The following is a 17507-nucleotide window of genomic DNA, read 5'->3' on the forward strand; positions in this document are numbered from 1 at the left end:
TATTGATGAGGGACCTGGACATCAACCCTCGGATGACGTAGTGGAATTTGCCCCGGGGCTGGGCTTTACCGCTTCGCTCGCCTGCGCGAAGAAACCGAAAAGCTATACCGGGGTAGACAACAACGAGGAAGCCGCCGCATTAGCCAGAAAGAATGTCAACTACCACAAGATGAGCATCATTGTGGCCGACGCTTCTGAAACCACCCTGCCCGATGCCTGTGCCAGCAAAGTATATGGCGAAGCCATGCTCACCATGCAGCCGATGGAGCACAAAAAAGCGATCGTTCAGGAAGCAGCAAGATTACTAAAGCCCGGAGGCTATTATGGCATCCATGAGCTGGGGCTGCAGCCGGACAGCATTAGCGAAAATGTAAAGCAAAGTGTGTACAAGGATCTAAGCACCAATATCCGGGTGCATGCCCGGCCGCTAACGGTTGCGGAATGGAGCCTGCTGCTGCAGGATGAAGGCTTTAAGATCGTAACCGTAAAGACCAACGAGATGGCCCTTCTGAAATTTAAACGTGTGCTGAAAGACGAGGGATTTTTCCGCACGCTGAAGATCATGTTTAACGTGTTGGCCCATGGAGAATTGCGGGGCAGGATAAAGCTGATGCGTAAAACATTCAGCAAACATAAAAATGATATCAACGCCGTGGCGATCGTGGCGCAGAAAGTTTAAAGAATTGGGTTTCAGCTCCTGTTTCCACAGGTGCTGATCGTGTAGTACAGGAATATCAACCAGAACAAATATTTCCTTTCAGTAATATTATCCGGCACCCCTCCTGCGCATTACTGCCGCAAGCACCAGAAACAATAAACCTGTGATCAGCCATACAAGATCCGTTATAAACACATAAGGGAAAGAAGCAGCCGATCTCCAAATCCAGTCGCCCGTAGAGATGCCATTTGCCAGGGGTACGCAGCATGCGAGCACTCCTCCCAGCACCAGGCAGTATACTGTGATACGTTTTTCTGTTTTCAAAAAGTATCCGGTAGCTGCTAATAATAACCAACATGAAAAGAACAGCGTATTAACGTATCCGGCATGTCCCGGCCCGGAAGGTACCAGTTGCTCGCTAATAAAAAGTAAAGCTGTCGCAGGAAAAAGGCTGAAGCACACTGCAAGATAAACCATCGTCACACGATGGTGAAAGCGACGCTGCTTATCACTGTACCCGGGTTTATTACGTGCCTCTTTCCACATTAATACGCCACTGATGATAACAAAACAGGTAAATAACGACAATATAAAGTACAACGTCTTTAACAGCCAACCACCGAAAGTAGCAAAATGAAGTTTACTGATCCCCTGTAAAACGGACTGAACATAGTTTTTCTCACCTGGTTTGATCTCCAGCTTATAACTTCCCGAACGCAGATCCAGCACAACCACACCTTCCCGGTTGAAGTCCTGTTCATTCACCAGGTCAGCACCCAGAGCTGCATTTTCTTTTCCCGGGTTTATGATTTCCAGGTAGGAAACATTGTACCCCGCGTGATCCGTGCGTATCTTCTGAAGAGCAACGGCTATGGGCATATGATCTGCAGCCCGGGCATTCCTGTCATGTTTGTGAAAGGCTTCGGGAGGATAAATTTTTGTGATCAGTTTCTCCTGGTCTCCCTTAAATAATACAACCACTGCGGGCGCCAGGATAAAAATACTGAGCAGATAAAAGGCCCCCGTTACGGCATACATTAGCTGAAAAGGTAACCCGATCATTCCAAACACGGTATGAGCATTGGTCCAAAACTGTTTTGTTATTTTTTTAAATGAAAAGGCATAAAACTTTGAAACAATATTCTTCCAGTGGATCAGCAACCCTGCCACCACAGTAAATGCAAAAAATACGGAGACAAATCCGGCCACATAACGCCCAATATACCAGGGCACCTGGTCCAGAAAATGCAAGCGGTACAACGTTTCCCCGGTAGTTGTTCCGTCTCCGTGAAAAAGTTCGGTAATATTATCGGTAACCGGATTGTACGTGAAGGTCGAATAATACACACCGCCGGAATCTTCTAAAGGCACATAAACGGTATACACAGGGCAGGCATCAGAGGGTAGGCGTACACGTATTTCATTCGCTTCTTTGACGCCTGTTTTCATGGAATCCAACCCGGAGATCAGGCGCTCGTAGTTAATGCTGTCTGTTACAGGTATACGTGCCGCCGGGTCTTCCCATTGATATAGCTCCTGCTTATACAACGATATAGCGCCCGCGAAAAAAATAACAAATAATATGGCGCTGATAACAATGCCGGTTACGGTATGCGTATGGAACAGAATATTGTATGCCCTGGTACCCAATCCTTTCATAAAGCACCCCCTCCACTATAAGCGATGACGCCGAAAACAAGCGTGAGCAACAGGTAAATGCCCCATATAAGCCAGCCATTGCGTGCCAGAAAAGCCAGAATCATGAACACTACCCATAACAGGAATACAGAAAATGTTCCTGATACCAGCAGGCTGATCCCGATACCCGGGATCAATGCGATGACAAGATGGATAGTAGCAGACAGCATATACCCGCCAAGTAAGCCTGCACTGATTTTTAGTACCCGCTGGCCCGGAGAGCTTAAATATTTCGGATTTGCGGGCATATCAGAATTTAACAATTATACCAAATAAACACAAAGCATGAAACAGGATCAATATCACCAATCTGACGCTGCGGCTGCAGTTGGTAAAAAAAATAATACAAGATAATACCGTCATATAAATACATAAAGCCAGTAAAAGCCCTGTTGTCCAGCCCCTGCTTATCCCTAAGAGCGCTGAACCCAGCAGCACACATATCCAATTCCATCTGCTTGTTCTTAGCCAGGAAATTGCCTCCGGCTCCCCGGGCCAGTATTTGGAGGAGCGATAACCGGAAAGCGCCCCTACAAAAAATATGTATACAGCAATTGAGGTCATATTAATTCCCCGGTACAAACACTGCAGACTATAAGAAATATAAATTTATACTACCTATCAGCTCTTTGGTCAATCAAATTATAGATAAATGTATTCCTTACGGGGCTAATGCGTTTATGAATATGGAAATATTTATTATGAAAACAGAAATTTTCCTGGCGGGCTATTTTGTAAAGCCGCGCTGTTCGTGCCGGGGTCTTCATCGGAAGGATGTTGTGACTTAGCCAGACCCTGGCACCGCAAAACCGCCGGGGTCACACACCGCACAGTTGCCCAACTGTGAAGACCCCGTCGGAAAGGAAGCCCGGCCAAAAACCAGGTATACGTAGCTAACCGGGGTGATGGCACTGTTGCGATTATTGATGCCGCTACCTATAAAACCATCAGTACCCTGAAAACCGGAACACATCCCAACACCATTGCTATAGATAAAAAAGGAAATGCATTTGTGAGCAATAAGGCAAAATCAGGTCCCAGGCCTGCACCGGGCGAAACGCCCAAGCCTGCGCCTGAAGACCCCCATGGTGATATTGCTAAGTTGATATCGTTATGACGCTAATGTTGATTTTCAGAAAAAAGGTTGTCTAACAAAGGCAACCTTTGTGTATTTTCATCTTTGACAAGGATACATGAACCGAATAAAGAATATACCATCAAAAACCTTTGTCCAGTCTTTTTTAAATGCAGAATTATGTCCTAATCCCTTTAAATAGAATTCCTGTGAATTGTTAGGATAATTTGCATTGTAAGTCTTGAGATCAACAAAAGCATAATCATATGTTTTGTTGATCCAGTTTTCAAAACCATTTGATTTTGGTTTACGCACAGGATAAATTTTAAAGCCGAGCCGTCCTGCCTCGCCCTGACAGGAAGTAAACCCGATTATGTATGTTTCATTCAAATACTTATCATTATCTGTGAAATAACTCCCCATTGTTATCATTTTTCTTCGGTCTTTACCTGAACTATCAATAAACTTTGCCACGTGCGCATTTGCCGCCCACACAATTATTTTTTCGTTAGGAAATTTCACTTCTTTCAACCACTTTAAATTAGACGCCATTTGCGCGTCTCTGGTGTTATTAGAAAGCACATAATCCTTCCTGGGCAACCGGTATGATTTGCTTTCCGATAAAAGATTTTTTATTATCTGCATCCAAAAATTATTTTCATCCAGCTTATCTGCCACCTGGCTCTTAATTTGATTTAAATAGTTTTCGCATTTGGAATAATTTGATGTGTCTTTAAAAGAGTAATGTTTAAGCGAATCAATAAGAGGCAAAATTTCAGAGCGGTAATTCGGATGTTTGACAACCGGAAGGTTCAATGATTTAAATAAACTATCCAAATGAAAAACGAGATAATTTGATGAAAAATCCAGTGTTAACTGGTTGTCAAAACCTGTAACAATTAGAGGTTTTTCAGTTTGATAAGAAGATGGAATATATTTATACAGCAGGTTATAGCAGGAATTGCAATAAGTCCAGATTGGGAAAATGTTCTTTCTCAAAAAATCGTCCATACCAGGCCTGTGTTTTTCAATTTTGTCAAAACCCAGGTTTAAACCAAAAAAATCGCTCTCGAAAGCCAATACATTAAAGCCCATTTTTTCATGCAGATATTTTATCAATCTTGTTTTGGCTAAAAAAGTGGGCGCATCACCGTGGTCCTGCTCACCAAGCATTACAACTCTTGAACTACCGATTGCTTTGCCAATAAAGGCTAAGTCATCAAAGTCAATAGAGTCTGGGGCAATTGTGGAAATAGAAGCTGTGTTCTGGGTGACAAAACGTTTCAGGTCAGTTTGCGCATTTGCGACAGTTAATAGAAAAAGTGCAATAAAAAAAGATATTGATTTTCGCATAAAAGATAAATTGCGGCGGAAGTGTACAGGTGTGAATATAAAAGCAATTTAAGAAAATTGTCCTTCTCTTTTATAAGCTGCTTCCCGCATCTTTGTTCGTGCCGGGGTCTCGCACTGGCGCAGGTTTGGTAGTATTGCTTTGTGCCTGGCAAGACCTGTGCCTTGATGTTACTAAGTCTTTATCAATATACATTCACTATTTCCAATATTCTGCCCATTCCACAAAACCAGTCCGGGCCGGGTTTTCATGAAGGTAAGTTTAATACAGGATGGTTTATCCAACCTGCTATAGTTGAGGTGGTGAAACAGGTAGCTGCTTTACCGGCAAACCTGTATCTGGCGCTCGTGGCTGCCCAGGACAGTACAGAGCAACAATTAATACGTCGCGCTGGGGTCTTCATAAAAAGCCACTGTGAGAGGCTATGAGACCCCTGCGCTGAAGCACGTCTTTTACGGTATATATTTTACATCTTGTCATTTTAGCAATGCTTCTGTTGTTGGTACGCCAACCTACGCACTGGCGCAGGTTTGGTAGCACTGCTTTGTGGTTAGCCAGACCTGTGCCTTTTTGTTACTAAGTATTCAATCCCCTCACTATTTCCAATAATCCTTTCCTGGTTTCTCGATAATAACCTGTTGCATACTATATCAGCAATATTCTGCCCATTCCACAAAACCAGTCCGGGCCGGGTTTTCATGAAGGTAAGTTTAATACAGGATGGTTTATCCAACCTGCTATAGTTGAGGTGGTGAAACAGGTAGCTGCTTTACCGGCAAACCTGTATCTGGCGCTCGTGGCTGCCCAGGACAGTACAGAACAGCAATTAATACCACCGGTCTGCAATTTGCCCGATGCCAAGAAAATGAATGGCTATATTGATTCTTTTCTTATCTTTCCTCACTTAAAAAGATTACAAATAGTGAGAAAGCTTGGATTTGCATGTGTATTGATCAATCTGACATTTATTACACATGCGCAAAACGGTACCCAACAGGATTTTAAGGCTTACGATCAAAAAGTTCCCGGCACACAACTCAATTTGAAAATGGTCCCGGTTCAGGGGGGATCATTTAACATGGGCAGCAATGCTGCCGACAATGCGAAGCAACCTGATGAAATACCCGCCAAAAAAGTAACGGTTTCTTCTTTCTGGATGGGCGCCCACGAAGTAACACATGATATCTTTGATGCTTTTTTTCGTGATGAAGCCACACCCGTGGGTTCCGAAGTGGATGCGGTAACACGACCCACCCCGCAATATATAGACCTTAGCTGGGGAATGGGTAAAACAGGAGGCTATCCCGTTAACAGCATGAGCCAGGATGCTGCGCTGATGTTTTGCCGCTGGCTGTATAAGAATACGGGCATTTTTTACCGTCTGCCCACAGAGGCGGAATGGGAGTATGCCTGCCGCGCCGGCAGCACAACGGTTTATCCTTTTGGCGACAACCCGAAAGAACTGGGCAAATATGCCTGGTATAAACGCAACAGTAAAAACAAGTACCATAAAGTAGGAGAAAAACAGCCCAATGCACTGGGATTATACGATATGTTGGGCAATGTGTCGGAATGGACGCTGGATCAGTATGACGAAAAATATTTCGAAAAATTAAGTGACGGTGCTACCGATCCGGTTACGCCACCGGCAAAGCGTTACCCGCGGACTGTCAGGGGTGGAAGCTACCTGGATGATGCGGAGGAATTAAGGAGCGCGAACCGCCGGCATTCAGAATCTTCATGGAACAAGAGAGACCCGCAGATACCCAGGAGCCGCTGGTGGCTCACCGATGCCATGTTCGTGGGGTTCAGGATCGTTCGGCCCGAAAAACAACCCACGGCAGAGGAAGCAAACGCATTTTACGACAAGTATTTAAAATAGATGATCGCTCACGAAAAAAACAAGTTGTATGAATAATAATAATTCTTCAAATCAATCAACCAGAAGAGAATTTGTGAAAAACTCCTCTCTTCTTGCAGGCGGTTTACTGGCTGCACCATTATTTTCAAAAGCCAATTATTTTTCCGGCGCTGACGATACCATAAAAATAGCATTGATAGGTTGCGGCGGCAGGGGAACGGGAGCTGCTACCCAGGCCTTATCCACCAAACAAAATGTGAAGCTTGTGGCAATGGCGGATGCCTTCCGCGACAGGCTGGACAAGTCGCACAAATCCATTTCGGAAGAAATAGATGCCGGCCGGATTGATGTTCCGGAGGAAAGAAAATTTGTTGGTTTTGATGCATATCAAAAAGCGATCCCGTTGGCCGATGTGGTAATACTGGCCACCCCTCCGGGTTTCCGGCCCATACATTTTGAGGAAGCCGTTAAGCAGGGCAAACACATCTTCATGGAGAAACCCGTGGCTACAGACCCGGCAGGTGTGCAGAAAGTGCTGGCTGCGGCAGCCATTGCCAAACAGAAAAAGCTGAATGTAGTGGTTGGCTTACAAAGGCATTATCAAAATTCTTACCGTGAATTATTCAAGCGCAAAGATGCCATTGGCGATATCACCTCTGCACAAGCCTGGTGGGATGGCGATGGCGTATGGGTTCACCCCCGTAAAGAAGGACAAACTGAAATGGAATACCAGATGCGCAACTGGTATTATTTTAACTGGCTTTGCGGCGACCATATTACTGAACAGCATATTCATAATATAGACGTGATCAACTGGTTTAAAGGCAGCTACCCCGTAAAAGCCCAGGGTATAGGCGGAAGAGAAGTGAGAAAAGGAAAAGACTATGGCGAGATATTCGATCATCACTTCGTGGAATTTCATTATGCCGATGGCTCTATCCTTAACAGCCAGTGCCGCCACCAGCCTAAAACAATGAACAAAGTAGATGAACTGCTGATCGGTACCAAAGGAAAAATATTTGCCGGCGCTGCCAATATCGTGGATCACAAAGGAAAAGTATTGTACCAGTTCGACCGCAAAACGGAAAACAATCCCTATCAAACAGAGCATGACGAGCTGTTTGAAGCGGTGGCCAAAGGACAATTTAAATTCTGGGATGCCGAACGCGGGGCTAAAAGCACCATGACGTCTATACTCGGCCGTATGGCTACCTACAGCGGGCAGGTTATTGAATGGGATAAAGCCATTAATTCAGGCATAGACATTCATCCTAAGGAATACGACTGGGCAGCCATGCCGCCTGTGGTTCCCGATGCGGATGGATTTTACCCCGTAGCTGTGCCGGGCGTAACCAGCTACGCATAGGAGATGCCAGGTTGGTGAATAGTGAATGGTGAGAGGTGAAAAAGAAAGCAGCCACCTATCACCTTATACCTCATACCTCATACCTCATACCTCAAACCTCAAACCTTATACCTTAAAGGATGTCAAAAAACGGCATCCTTTTTATTTTTGTGCTTATATATAACAGTAAAGGACATGCGTAAAACACTGGCATCATGCCGGATAACACAGACTCATTTCATGTGTTTCCATTAATTGATCTATATCAATTAAAAACACACAATAAACCTGCTTTTATTACATTGCATCCCCTACTTTTGTTTTAACAATCCACCCCCGGCAGATCATAACCATAGCGCCGGAACTTCCTTAACAAAGCCACACTTCCTGATCCGTGAAATACCTGTTGACGTTTATTTACGGCTTCAATCATAACCATTCTTAAACCGATTTCCTTATCCTGTTTACAGCCGCATACAGCCCTGCTGTATAATTATCATCTGCTTTTTCAATATCACAGTACTAAAGCCAACCGGGTTCCGCCTGTGAACACACAAGATTTTACACCTCTTAAATCTATAGAAATGAAAAAGTTGATCGTATTGATTTATATAGCTGCCGTAACGATCCTGTTCGGATATGCAAAAGCAGGTACGCTCAATCCTGTCGTTCTTCCATCTGCTTTTATCATAAACAATACACCGGCCATTGGCTTTCCTGTCAATTTCGAAGATCTCACGGTTAAACTGATAGAAAACAAAGCGGAGATCAACTGGTCTACCGCAAGTGAAAAAGACAATAAGCAATTCGAGATCCAGAGAAGCGCCGATGGTGAAGATTTTAAAACAATCGCTATAGTATTTACACTAAATGACAGCAACACGATAAAAAACTATAGGTTTAAAGACGATCTCAAAGGCGTAAAAGGAAAAAGCCTGAGATACAGGATCAAACAGGTAGATACCGGTAATGGATATACCTTCAGCAAAGCCGTTTCACCGGCTTAATAAAATATTTTGAAAATGTTTATAGAGGTTGTGAATTCCTAATCGGAGAAGGCCCCTTGTCTAAGGGGCCTTTAAAAAAAACCTCATGTTATTTTTCGTTGTTCAATAAGATGTTGTACCTTCTTTTGCACAGCACAATTCAAATGGCGAGTTAATATCTATACCCCCGAAATACCACTTTCTTAACCCCTTGTTGTAATCTGTTATTTCTATCTCTTTTGATAAAACCGGCTGCCAGGAAATCATCCCTGTTCGCATCTGTATTCATCAACTAAAACAAGAGACAATGAAACGTATTATCGGGATCACAGCAATGATTACCTGCTGTTGTTTGGTATTGACAGTTGTATCTTTTACAGCAAAAGCTTCCCGGGCAACTCCCACGGGAGGCATTGCCGAAGCATCAGATCCCCCGGCAAGCGTAGAAGTGCTTTCTTTCAGGGGGCGATCGGCAGAAAACAAAAAGATTGACCTTTTTTGTACAATAAAAAGCAACTGCTGTTATAACATAATAGTGGAGCGCAGCAGCAACGGCAAGCGTTTTTCTGCCATAGCTACCCTTTCGGATAATAAAAAAATAGCGGAATTCGCATTATCAGATGAGAACCCGCTGCGGAATACCAATTATTACCGCTTAAAAATAGCAGACAATAAGGGTAACGTGCAATATTCAAAAACAATGGTGGTACAACTGTATAATTCGGACGACCTGTATATGGTAAGCGTAACGCCAAATACCATCTTTAAAGATCTGCACATAAATGTACAACTGAAAAACCGCGCCTATATTGTTATGAAAGTCACTGATGAAAGAGGGAGGGAAGTCATTAAAAGAAAGGGGATCGGCAGTGAAGGATTAAACACATTTAAGCTGGATGGAACCGCAACGATGGCTCCGGGCAATTATTTCCTTGAAGTGCTGGTAAACAGCAAAGACCTGCTTTCAATGCCCCTGATAAAGGGATAACAGCAGGCAGGGCGTTTGGGGTAGCAGCCCAAACGCTTTGCCGCTCTGTGAGGTTAATGCCCTGCAGTAACTTCATCGAGGTTATTTTCTTTTACAAACCGATCTCTCACCCTGGTATATTCAACCTGTAAATCTATTGTGGCACTCAACGCGTCGTCTACAAGACTGAATATTCCGGGCAGCTTTTTTTCAAGGCACCGGTCACCCAGGTTAACATTTTCACTTTCCAGCTGGGCCAGCTTTTTAACCACGGATGTCTCTGTATTTTTAGCATCCTCCAGCTCACGGAGCACCTTATCCATGAGCATGCGCTTTTCATTATTGTCCATAATACTTTTTTTATGTGCAAAACGAATACCATGCCAGTAAGAAAATAAGCGTAAACACCTCCAAAAGGCCTCACAACTGAGTAATTTTCTTCACACCGGAAAAATATTGATCACTATTTCTGCCTAAAAATCAGGGTACCCGCTCAATTTATCCTTTCCTGTGTACCCTGTGGGCAGTAATATATTCGGAAGGAAGCATGTTAAATTCTTTCTTGAAAAACCTGGTAAAATATTTTGGATTGCTGAACCCTACTTCATAAGCTACTTCGGCAACCGTCATCTGTGTTTTTCCCAATAATTGCGCCGCTCTTTTCATACGGATGGAACGGATAAAATCCAGGGGGGCTTTGCCTGTAAGCGAAAGCAACTTTTTATATAAAGCCACACGGCTCATGAACAGGGCTTTGCTTAAATCTTCCACCGAAAACTCAGGTTCGCTTATATTTTTCTCTACTTCTTCAACTGCCTCCTTTATAAATTTTTCATCCACAGGCGTTACAGCAATGGCTCCGGGTTCTATTTCAATCTGTTTTTGAAACAATCTCCGCAAGGCCTCCTGGTGCGCCAGCAAGCTTTTGATCCTCGACTGCAGCATTTCAAAGCTGAACGGCTTGGTAATGTAATCATTGGCGCCCGTTTCAAAGCCTTCCAGCTTTTGTTCTTCGGCGCTGCGTGCCGTAAGCACTATTACAGGGATATGAGATGTGCGGGCGTCGTTTTTTATTTTCCGGCACAGTTCCATGCCGTTCATGCCCGGCATCATAATATCGCTGATGATGATATCGGGCTGAAATTCCTGTGCTTTTCTCCAGCCCTCTTTTCCGTCCATTGCTTCATATACTGTATAGTTCGACCTCAGATTATCCTTAATGTAAAACCGGATATCATCGTTATCATCCACTATCAGTACGCTGCCTTTTTTGCGTGATGACTTATGCTCCATTTCATCCGGAACCGTATCGTGCGCAGTATGCATTACAATTTCTGTATCGGAAATGTTGTTGCTTTCATGAACAACAGACCTGGCTTTCACGGGAATGCTTATGGTGAATGCTGTTCCTTCTCCGGGTTTACTTTTAACACTGATGCTCCCGCCATGCAACCGGATAAATTCGCGGGTAATAGCCAGTCCTATACCGCTGCCCTGGTTCAATATGTTATCCGGGATCTCATGCTGGAAAAATCTTTCAAATATTCTATCCTGCTCTTCCCGGGGGATGCCTATTCCACTGTCGTTAACAGCAATTTCCAGATGCCCGCCTGCTGAAGTTTCCTTAACGGACATATTCACACTTATGCTTCCATGCTCCGGGGTGAACTTAAATGCATTGGATAAAAGATTGAACATGATCCTTTCGAACTTTTCGGGGTCAAACAACATCTCCAATGATTCGGCAGAAGAACAAAAAGTGTAGCTGATGTTTTTTCTTTCTGCCAGGTCGGTAAAGGAAAAAGTAAGCTCTTTTACAAAAGCAACAATATCGCCCCGGGAAGGATAGAGGCGCAACTCACGCATTTCCAGCTTCCTGAAATCAAGCAATTGATTTACCAGTCCGAGCAGCCGTTTGGCATTACGGTATATCAATTGAAACTGCTTTATTTGACCTTCATCACCCGACTGCTTCATCATCTTTTCTACAGGAGTAATGATCAGCGACAAAGGAGTTCTGAATTCATGGCTCACATTTGTAAAAAACTTCAGCTTCAGCATATCCAGTTCATGTATGCGTTGCGCTTCTTTTTTTTGATGATCAAACTGAAAGCGCATTTTAGCCCGCTGAATGGTAAGCCTGCGCGCCAGCAGCAGGATGCCGGCTGCAAAAACCATATACAGCAGAAAAGCGGGCCAGGTTTTCCAAAAAGGGGGAAGTATGGTAATGCGCAATGCAATTCCTTCATTATCCGTTCCCGCAAATTCGCCGTCTGCTTTCACCCTGAATGTATACTCGCCGGGGTCAAGGTTGGTATAGGTTATGGTCCTTTGCCTGCCATCCGTTGTGAGCCATTCCCTGTTAAATCCTTCCAGCATATACACGAACTTATCCTTCAGCGACTGGATGGAACCCAGCGCGGCAAATCTTATAGAAAATACATTCTGGTTATAGCGCAGTACAAGGGATTCCGTTTCCGTAAACGCTTTTGCCAACACTACGCGCCCATTTATTTTTTCGTCTACACTTACCGTTCTGTTGAACAGCAAAAACTCTGTAAGCGCTATCCGGGGTATGGTTTTATGCAGAAGGAATTTTTCGGGATTGAAAAGATTAAATCCATAGGGTCCTCCAAAAATAAGCTCGCCCGCCCTGGTTTTAAAAGCTGCTTTATCATTGAATTCCCTTCCCTGCAAACCGTTCGATTCATCATAGTTCTCAACCCGTATGGTTACTTTGCCTGAAATATCCTTTACCGCCACATTGCTCAGGCCGTTGGGCGTACCTACCCACAGCTCGCCTTTGTTGTCTTCCAGTAAAGTAAGCACGGTATTATCTGCCAGCCCGTGTTCCTTGCGAAAAACAGTAAATGTATTGTTGTTCTCATCAAGCAGGTTCAGTCCCTCCCGGGTACCTACCCATATCAATCCCCTGCTGTCCTGCAAAATGGCAATTACATTGTTGTTGCTTAATGAAGTGCTGTCGGCATCGTCATGGCCCATGTAACGGAAAAGCCCGTTTTTTTTATTGAGCACATCAATGCCATTGGATGTACCGATCCAGATATTTTGATCGGTGTCTTCAACAATAGCGGAGATATAATTAGAATGCAGCGACTGCCCGTCTTCCACCCTGTAATGATGAAAAATATTTTTTTCCCTGTCGTAACGGTTCAATCCGCCGCTAAGCGTTCCTATCCACAGGTCTTTATCACTGTCTTCAAATATTTCCCAGATGCTGTTGTCTGAGATACTGTTGGTATCGGCAGCGCTGTGCCGGAACTGCGTGAATTTTTTACCATCATAACAATTCAAACCACCAAAATAGGTACCTATCCATAATTTTTGTTCATGATCCACAAATAAACTCACGATCACATCATTGCTAAGACTGTTCGGATCAGCGGGGTTATGGCGAAAAACGGAAAACTTATTATTTCTACGGTCATAATATACCAGTCCGCCGCCATTGGTACCTATCCATAAATTTCCTTTTGCATCCTCCGCAAACCTGTTCACATCTTCATAGGGCAAGCTGTTGACATCAGAAACCTTATGCCGGAATAAGCTGAACATAGCCATGCTGTTATCAAAATAGCATATGCCCTGCTTATAAGTACCCAGCCATATGATACCGCTGCTGTCTTTATACACCGAATAAATGCTGTTCTGGCTGATGGTGGTATGATCTTCGGCATCGTTGAGCAGGTAACGAACGGTTTTATTCTTTTTATCCGCAATATTAATACCCCCGTGATCGGTACCAATCCATATCATCCCATCCTCGTCCTGCGCTATGCCGGTTACAATATTGGTATTAAGCCTGATCTCACCTTTCTCTTTTGAAAAGTGCGACAAATGATCAGTGGCGGGCTGATAATAAAAAACACCGCCGGGATTGCCGGCCAACAATACGCTCACCCAAAGCTCATTGTCATTATCTATAAATAATGTATAATTCTGAATACTGCTTTTTGTAATGTTTTTCATTTGATCATTTCGCTGAATAACGTCGTAGGTAGCTTCATCTAATTTTTCAATGATGCCATTGCGGTGAACGATCCAGATATTGTTATTGCTATCCTGGGCCAATGCAGCTACGTCATTGGTAGCAATGCTTAAGCTGTCATCCGGGTCGTGCTGCAACGGCATGATCTTTTTCGTGGAAGGCGAGTACCGGTATACGCCTGCATTGTTCTGGTATAAGAACCAGTAATTTCCCTGCCGGTCTTTTACAACAGCATATACATTCCCCGGAGGAAGCGATAGCTGCGACAAATACTGGCGGTCATTCCTGCTCAAACGATCGGTAACGGGATCGTAAATATTGTTTCCATTGCGGGTGGCTATCCATAACTTCCTGCCGGGTAATTCAAAGATCCTTTCTACATAATTATCACTAAGCGAGGTGGAATCACGAAGGTCATTTTTAAACACTTTAAAATCATAGCCGTCGTACCGGTTTAAGCCCGACATGGTGCCAAACCACATAAATCCCCGGCTGTCTTTTAATATGCAGTTTACCTGGTTGTGCGAAAGTCCGTGGCGCAGGTCAAGCCGCATGAACTGGTATCCCTCCCCCTGTGAAAAGGCACGGAGGCAAAACAACAGCAGAACGCATATACTATAGAATTTTTTGATACCCATAGTCGCAGGCCACCCGGTTAGGTTTGAAATGTTCATTAACCCGATAAAGATAAAATAAAAGTCGCCCTGTTGAGAGAAGCGACTTTTTATTTTGATAAGACGTTAATAGCTGAATAATTACAGTTGTTCTTCTTTAGCGGCACAAAAAAACTAATCCACAATGCCCGCCAGCTCAAGGCTTTTCTTTTTGAGCTTTCTAATTTCTATATCTTCAATAATGGCGTCGGGGGTGAGGATGAGGGAAACATTGTTCTCTTTCCACCAGGAAGCATCTTTAAGATTATTAAAATGCAATACACCTGAAAGATATTTGCGTTCACCCGCATGCCATTCTTCGATCCACTCAAATTTTTCGCGGGGGATGTTCTTCCAGTCATCGAAACTCAGGTAAGTGCGAACGTAAAAATCATTGGTAAGCTCCGGAGGGGTGTGATAATACAGCTTCTTATACTCATAGCGGTAATCATACCTGAGCGCAGAAATATCACTCAGCACTGCTGAAGCCGTAGGGAAGCTGCCGGCGCCTTTACCATAAAAGAATTGCTTATCGGCAAAGCTGCTTTCAATGACCACTCCGTTAAATTCATTCTTTACAAATGCCAGCGGATCATCATGCGTTACAAACTGAGGCAATACAAAAGCGGCTACTTTGCCATTATTTAATTTTTTAGCCTGGGCCACCAATTTTATCTCATAATTTCTTTCTCTTGCCACGGCAGCATCGCTCAGCTTAATATTCTGGATGCCGTTAAAAACAATGTTTTCCGGTTTTTCAACAATGCCATATGCATGGGTTAGCAAAAAGGTCCACTTGTTCAATGCATCCCACCCATCTACGTCAAGTGAAGGATCCGCTTCGGCAAAGCCCAGTTGCTGTGCCAGTATCAAAGCCTGTTTGAAGTCGAGCTTATCTTCAAACATCCTGGTGAGAATAAAATTGGTTGAACCGTTTACAATAGCCCTTATGGAATGGAGCAGATCATTGTCGTAATATTCTTCGAGATTCCTTATTACAGGTATAGAAGCGCAGGCGGCCGACTCACATAAAAAAGGCTGATCATATTGCTTTTGCAATGCCAGTATTTCCGGAAGATGTTCCGCGATCATTTTTTTGCTCGCACTTACTACGGCTTTGCCGTTTTTTAATGCGGTAGACACAATTTCAAATGCGGGTTCGGATTCATTGATCACTTCCACAATTACATTGATGCCGGGATCATTGAGCAATTCAAACCGGTCTGTAGTAAACAATGCGGCAGGAGCGTTCCGTTTTTTACCGGGATTTTTTATACAAACTTTTTTTATAGTGGCTTGCAGTGAAGGGGTTTGCTCCAGCACTTTATACAAGCCTTCTCCTACCACGCCAAAACCAAATAATCCAATATTCAACTGCCGCTGCATGTTCATTTACTTACTGATTTACGATTTTCAAATAACTCACCCTGTCTTCTTTTATAAAAGACTTTACCACCTGCTCAATTTTCTCATACTCCAGCAAAAAGCCATCGTGACCGTAAGCCGATTCTATTAAATGATATTCGGCGCCGGGTATATGATCTGCAATTTTTTTCTGCTCATCGGGTGGAAAAAGCAGGTCATTGGTAATGCCTATCACCAAAGCTTTGGAACGTATGCGGCCCAAAGCTTCTTCTACAGAATGCCGCCCCCTGCCTACATCGTGCGCATCCATGGCCTGGCTAAGGCGATAATAGCTGAAGGCATTGAAACGTTTGGCCAATTTTTCACCCTGGTAGCGCTGGTAGCTTTCGGCTGCTTCCCCGCCAAAAGGATGCGAAACAGGCCAGGCTGTTTTTTTATCCCTCGGCTGGGTAAGGTTATATGTATTGTTGTTTCGATAGCTGAGCAGCGCAACGCTCCTGGCGGCCTTCATGCCCTCTAAACCTGCTTCCGGTATTTTCTCTTTCCAGGTAACATCGGTTTCGATACACATCCGCTGCGATGCATTGAAAGCTATTCCCCAGGGCGAATGCTGCGCGTTGGTGGCCAATGCGATCACATGCTCAAAAAGCTCAGGCTCCTCTATCGCCCATTCCAGCAACTGCTGCCCCCCCATGGAACCGCCTATGCCTGTATGGATCTTGCTGATGCCGAGATGTGACCTCAAAGCACGGTAAGTCCTTACCATATCTCTGGTAGTAAAGAGCGGAAAATCGTGGTACCAGCGTTCATTGGTTGCCGGGTTAATTTCCAGCGGGCCAATGCTTCCATAACAGCTTCCGGGCATGTTTACGCAGATAATAAACCAGGTTGCGGGATCAAACAATTTTCCTTCGCCTACCAGCCCCGGCCACCAGTCGGCAGGATTGCTGTTGGCAGTAAGCGCATGAAAAACCCATACCACATTGTCCTTCCCGGCATTGAGCTTACCCAGTGTTGTATAAGCCAGGTGATATTGGGAAATGGTTTCTCCGCTTTCAAGTATAAATGGTACTGTATGTGTGTACACCTGTGTAGACATATTTGCAGCAACTTATTAGTGCATCGCTTTCATTACAAAAGAGGAAGAGCTGTCAAAAAAGTAATATTTTGCCACAAAGTCACTAAGGCGCGAGAAAATAAAACCTGAAGACCAGGACTTAGTGTCCCTGCAGGTTTGAGCCTGCCCGTCCGGTTCAGGCGGGTCTTAGTGGCATATCTTCTGTACCGGTCTTTTGAGACAGCCCTTCTTTATTTACTTAGCTTAAGGCTGCTTTTGACGCAAACACTTTGTCGAATGCCTGCTCAAAATCGGCCTTTATATCATCAATATGCTCCGTACCTACGCTTATCCTTATCAGGTTGGGTTCCACACCGGCAGCTTTTTGCTCTTCATCCGTTAACTGCTCGTGCGTGGTAGAGGCCGGGTGAATAGCCAGTGTTTTGGAGTCCCCCATATTGGCAAGATGGCTTACCAGTTGC

Annotated in this window: 13 protein-coding genes and 1 pseudogene; 6 read left to right on the forward strand and 8 right to left on the reverse strand. The window is 44.1% G+C overall.

Features of this window, described 5'->3' with window-relative positions:
• Positions 1-679: class I SAM-dependent methyltransferase (locus PLH26_RS11465; RefSeq protein WP_324586157.1), on the forward strand; the 679-nt coding region annotated here is incomplete at its 5' end.
• A gap of 87 nt (positions 680-766) precedes the next feature.
• On the opposite strand, the gene PLH26_RS11470 is transcribed toward PLH26_RS11465, so the two are convergent.
• Positions 767-2317, reverse strand: a complete 1551-nt coding sequence (locus tag PLH26_RS11470; protein WP_324586158.1) for a PepSY-associated TM helix domain-containing protein — start codon at positions 2315-2317, stop codon at positions 767-769.
• On the reverse strand, positions 2314-2604 hold the full coding sequence (locus PLH26_RS11475; protein WP_324586159.1) for a hypothetical protein: 291 nt from the start codon (positions 2602-2604) through the stop codon (positions 2314-2316). Before PLH26_RS11475 ends, PLH26_RS11470 begins: the two co-directional genes overlap by 4 nt.
• A gap of 632 nt (positions 2605-3236) precedes the next feature.
• On the opposite strand from PLH26_RS11475, the pseudogene PLH26_RS21780 reads away from it, so the two are divergent.
• Positions 3237-3473: pseudogene (locus PLH26_RS21780) on the forward strand (YncE family protein); the annotation flags it as partial.
• Between the two features lie 57 nt (positions 3474-3530).
• Here the strand turns inward: PLH26_RS21780 and PLH26_RS11480 are convergent.
• The gene (locus tag PLH26_RS11480; RefSeq protein ID WP_324586160.1) at positions 3531-4784 is read right to left on the reverse strand and encodes an erythromycin esterase family protein; all 1254 of its coding nucleotides are present in this window, start codon (positions 4782-4784) and stop codon (positions 3531-3533) included.
• A 749-nt stretch (positions 4785-5533) separates the two neighbouring features.
• Here PLH26_RS11480 and PLH26_RS11485 point away from each other — a divergent pair.
• The 4 genes from PLH26_RS11485 (at position 5534) to PLH26_RS11500 (ending at position 9962) form a co-directional block, all read left to right on the forward strand.
• Positions 5534-6664, forward strand: a complete 1131-nt coding sequence (locus PLH26_RS11485) for a formylglycine-generating enzyme family protein (protein ID WP_324586161.1) — start codon at positions 5534-5536, stop codon at positions 6662-6664.
• 28 nt (positions 6665-6692) lie between these two features.
• Positions 6693-8009 carry a Gfo/Idh/MocA family protein gene (locus PLH26_RS11490; RefSeq protein ID WP_324586162.1) on the forward strand — a complete coding sequence of 439 codons (1317 nt, stop codon included), beginning with the start codon at positions 6693-6695 and terminating at the stop codon, positions 8007-8009.
• Positions 8010-8572: 563 nt separating this feature from the next.
• Positions 8573-8995, forward strand: coding sequence for a hypothetical protein (locus tag PLH26_RS11495; RefSeq protein ID WP_324586163.1), 423 nt, complete (start codon positions 8573-8575; stop codon positions 8993-8995).
• Between the two features lie 286 nt (positions 8996-9281).
• A complete protein-coding gene (locus tag PLH26_RS11500; protein ID WP_324586164.1) occupies positions 9282-9962 on the forward strand; it encodes a hypothetical protein in 681 nt (226 codons plus the stop codon).
• Positions 9963-10015: 53 nt separating this feature from the next.
• On the opposite strand, the gene PLH26_RS11505 is transcribed toward PLH26_RS11500, so the two are convergent.
• The 5 genes from PLH26_RS11505 to PLH26_RS11525 all read right to left on the reverse strand — a co-directional run.
• Positions 10016-10291, reverse strand: coding sequence for a hypothetical protein (locus tag PLH26_RS11505; RefSeq protein WP_324586165.1), 276 nt, complete (start codon positions 10289-10291; stop codon positions 10016-10018).
• Positions 10292-10439: 148 nt separating this feature from the next.
• Positions 10440-14588 (reverse strand): two-component regulator propeller domain-containing protein, encoded by a 4149-nt coding sequence (locus PLH26_RS11510; protein WP_324586166.1) that lies wholly within the window; start codon positions 14586-14588, stop codon positions 10440-10442.
• A gap of 150 nt (positions 14589-14738) precedes the next feature.
• Positions 14739-15995: a homoserine dehydrogenase gene (locus PLH26_RS11515; RefSeq protein ID WP_324586167.1), complete on the reverse strand. Its 1257-nt coding sequence runs from the start codon at positions 15993-15995 to the stop codon at positions 14739-14741.
• Between the two features lie 4 nt (positions 15996-15999).
• Positions 16000-17067 carry a homoserine O-acetyltransferase family protein gene (locus tag PLH26_RS11520; protein WP_324586168.1) on the reverse strand — a complete coding sequence of 356 codons (1068 nt, stop codon included), beginning with the start codon at positions 17065-17067 and terminating at the stop codon, positions 16000-16002.
• 217 nt (positions 17068-17284) lie between these two features.
• On the reverse strand, positions 17285-17507 hold a 223-nt coding region (locus PLH26_RS11525), incomplete at its 5' end, for a PLP-dependent transferase (protein WP_324586169.1).

It is taken from the genome of Agriterribacter sp., from assembly GCF_035444585.1.
GTDB lineage: Bacteria > Bacteroidota > Bacteroidia > Chitinophagales > Chitinophagaceae > Agriterribacter.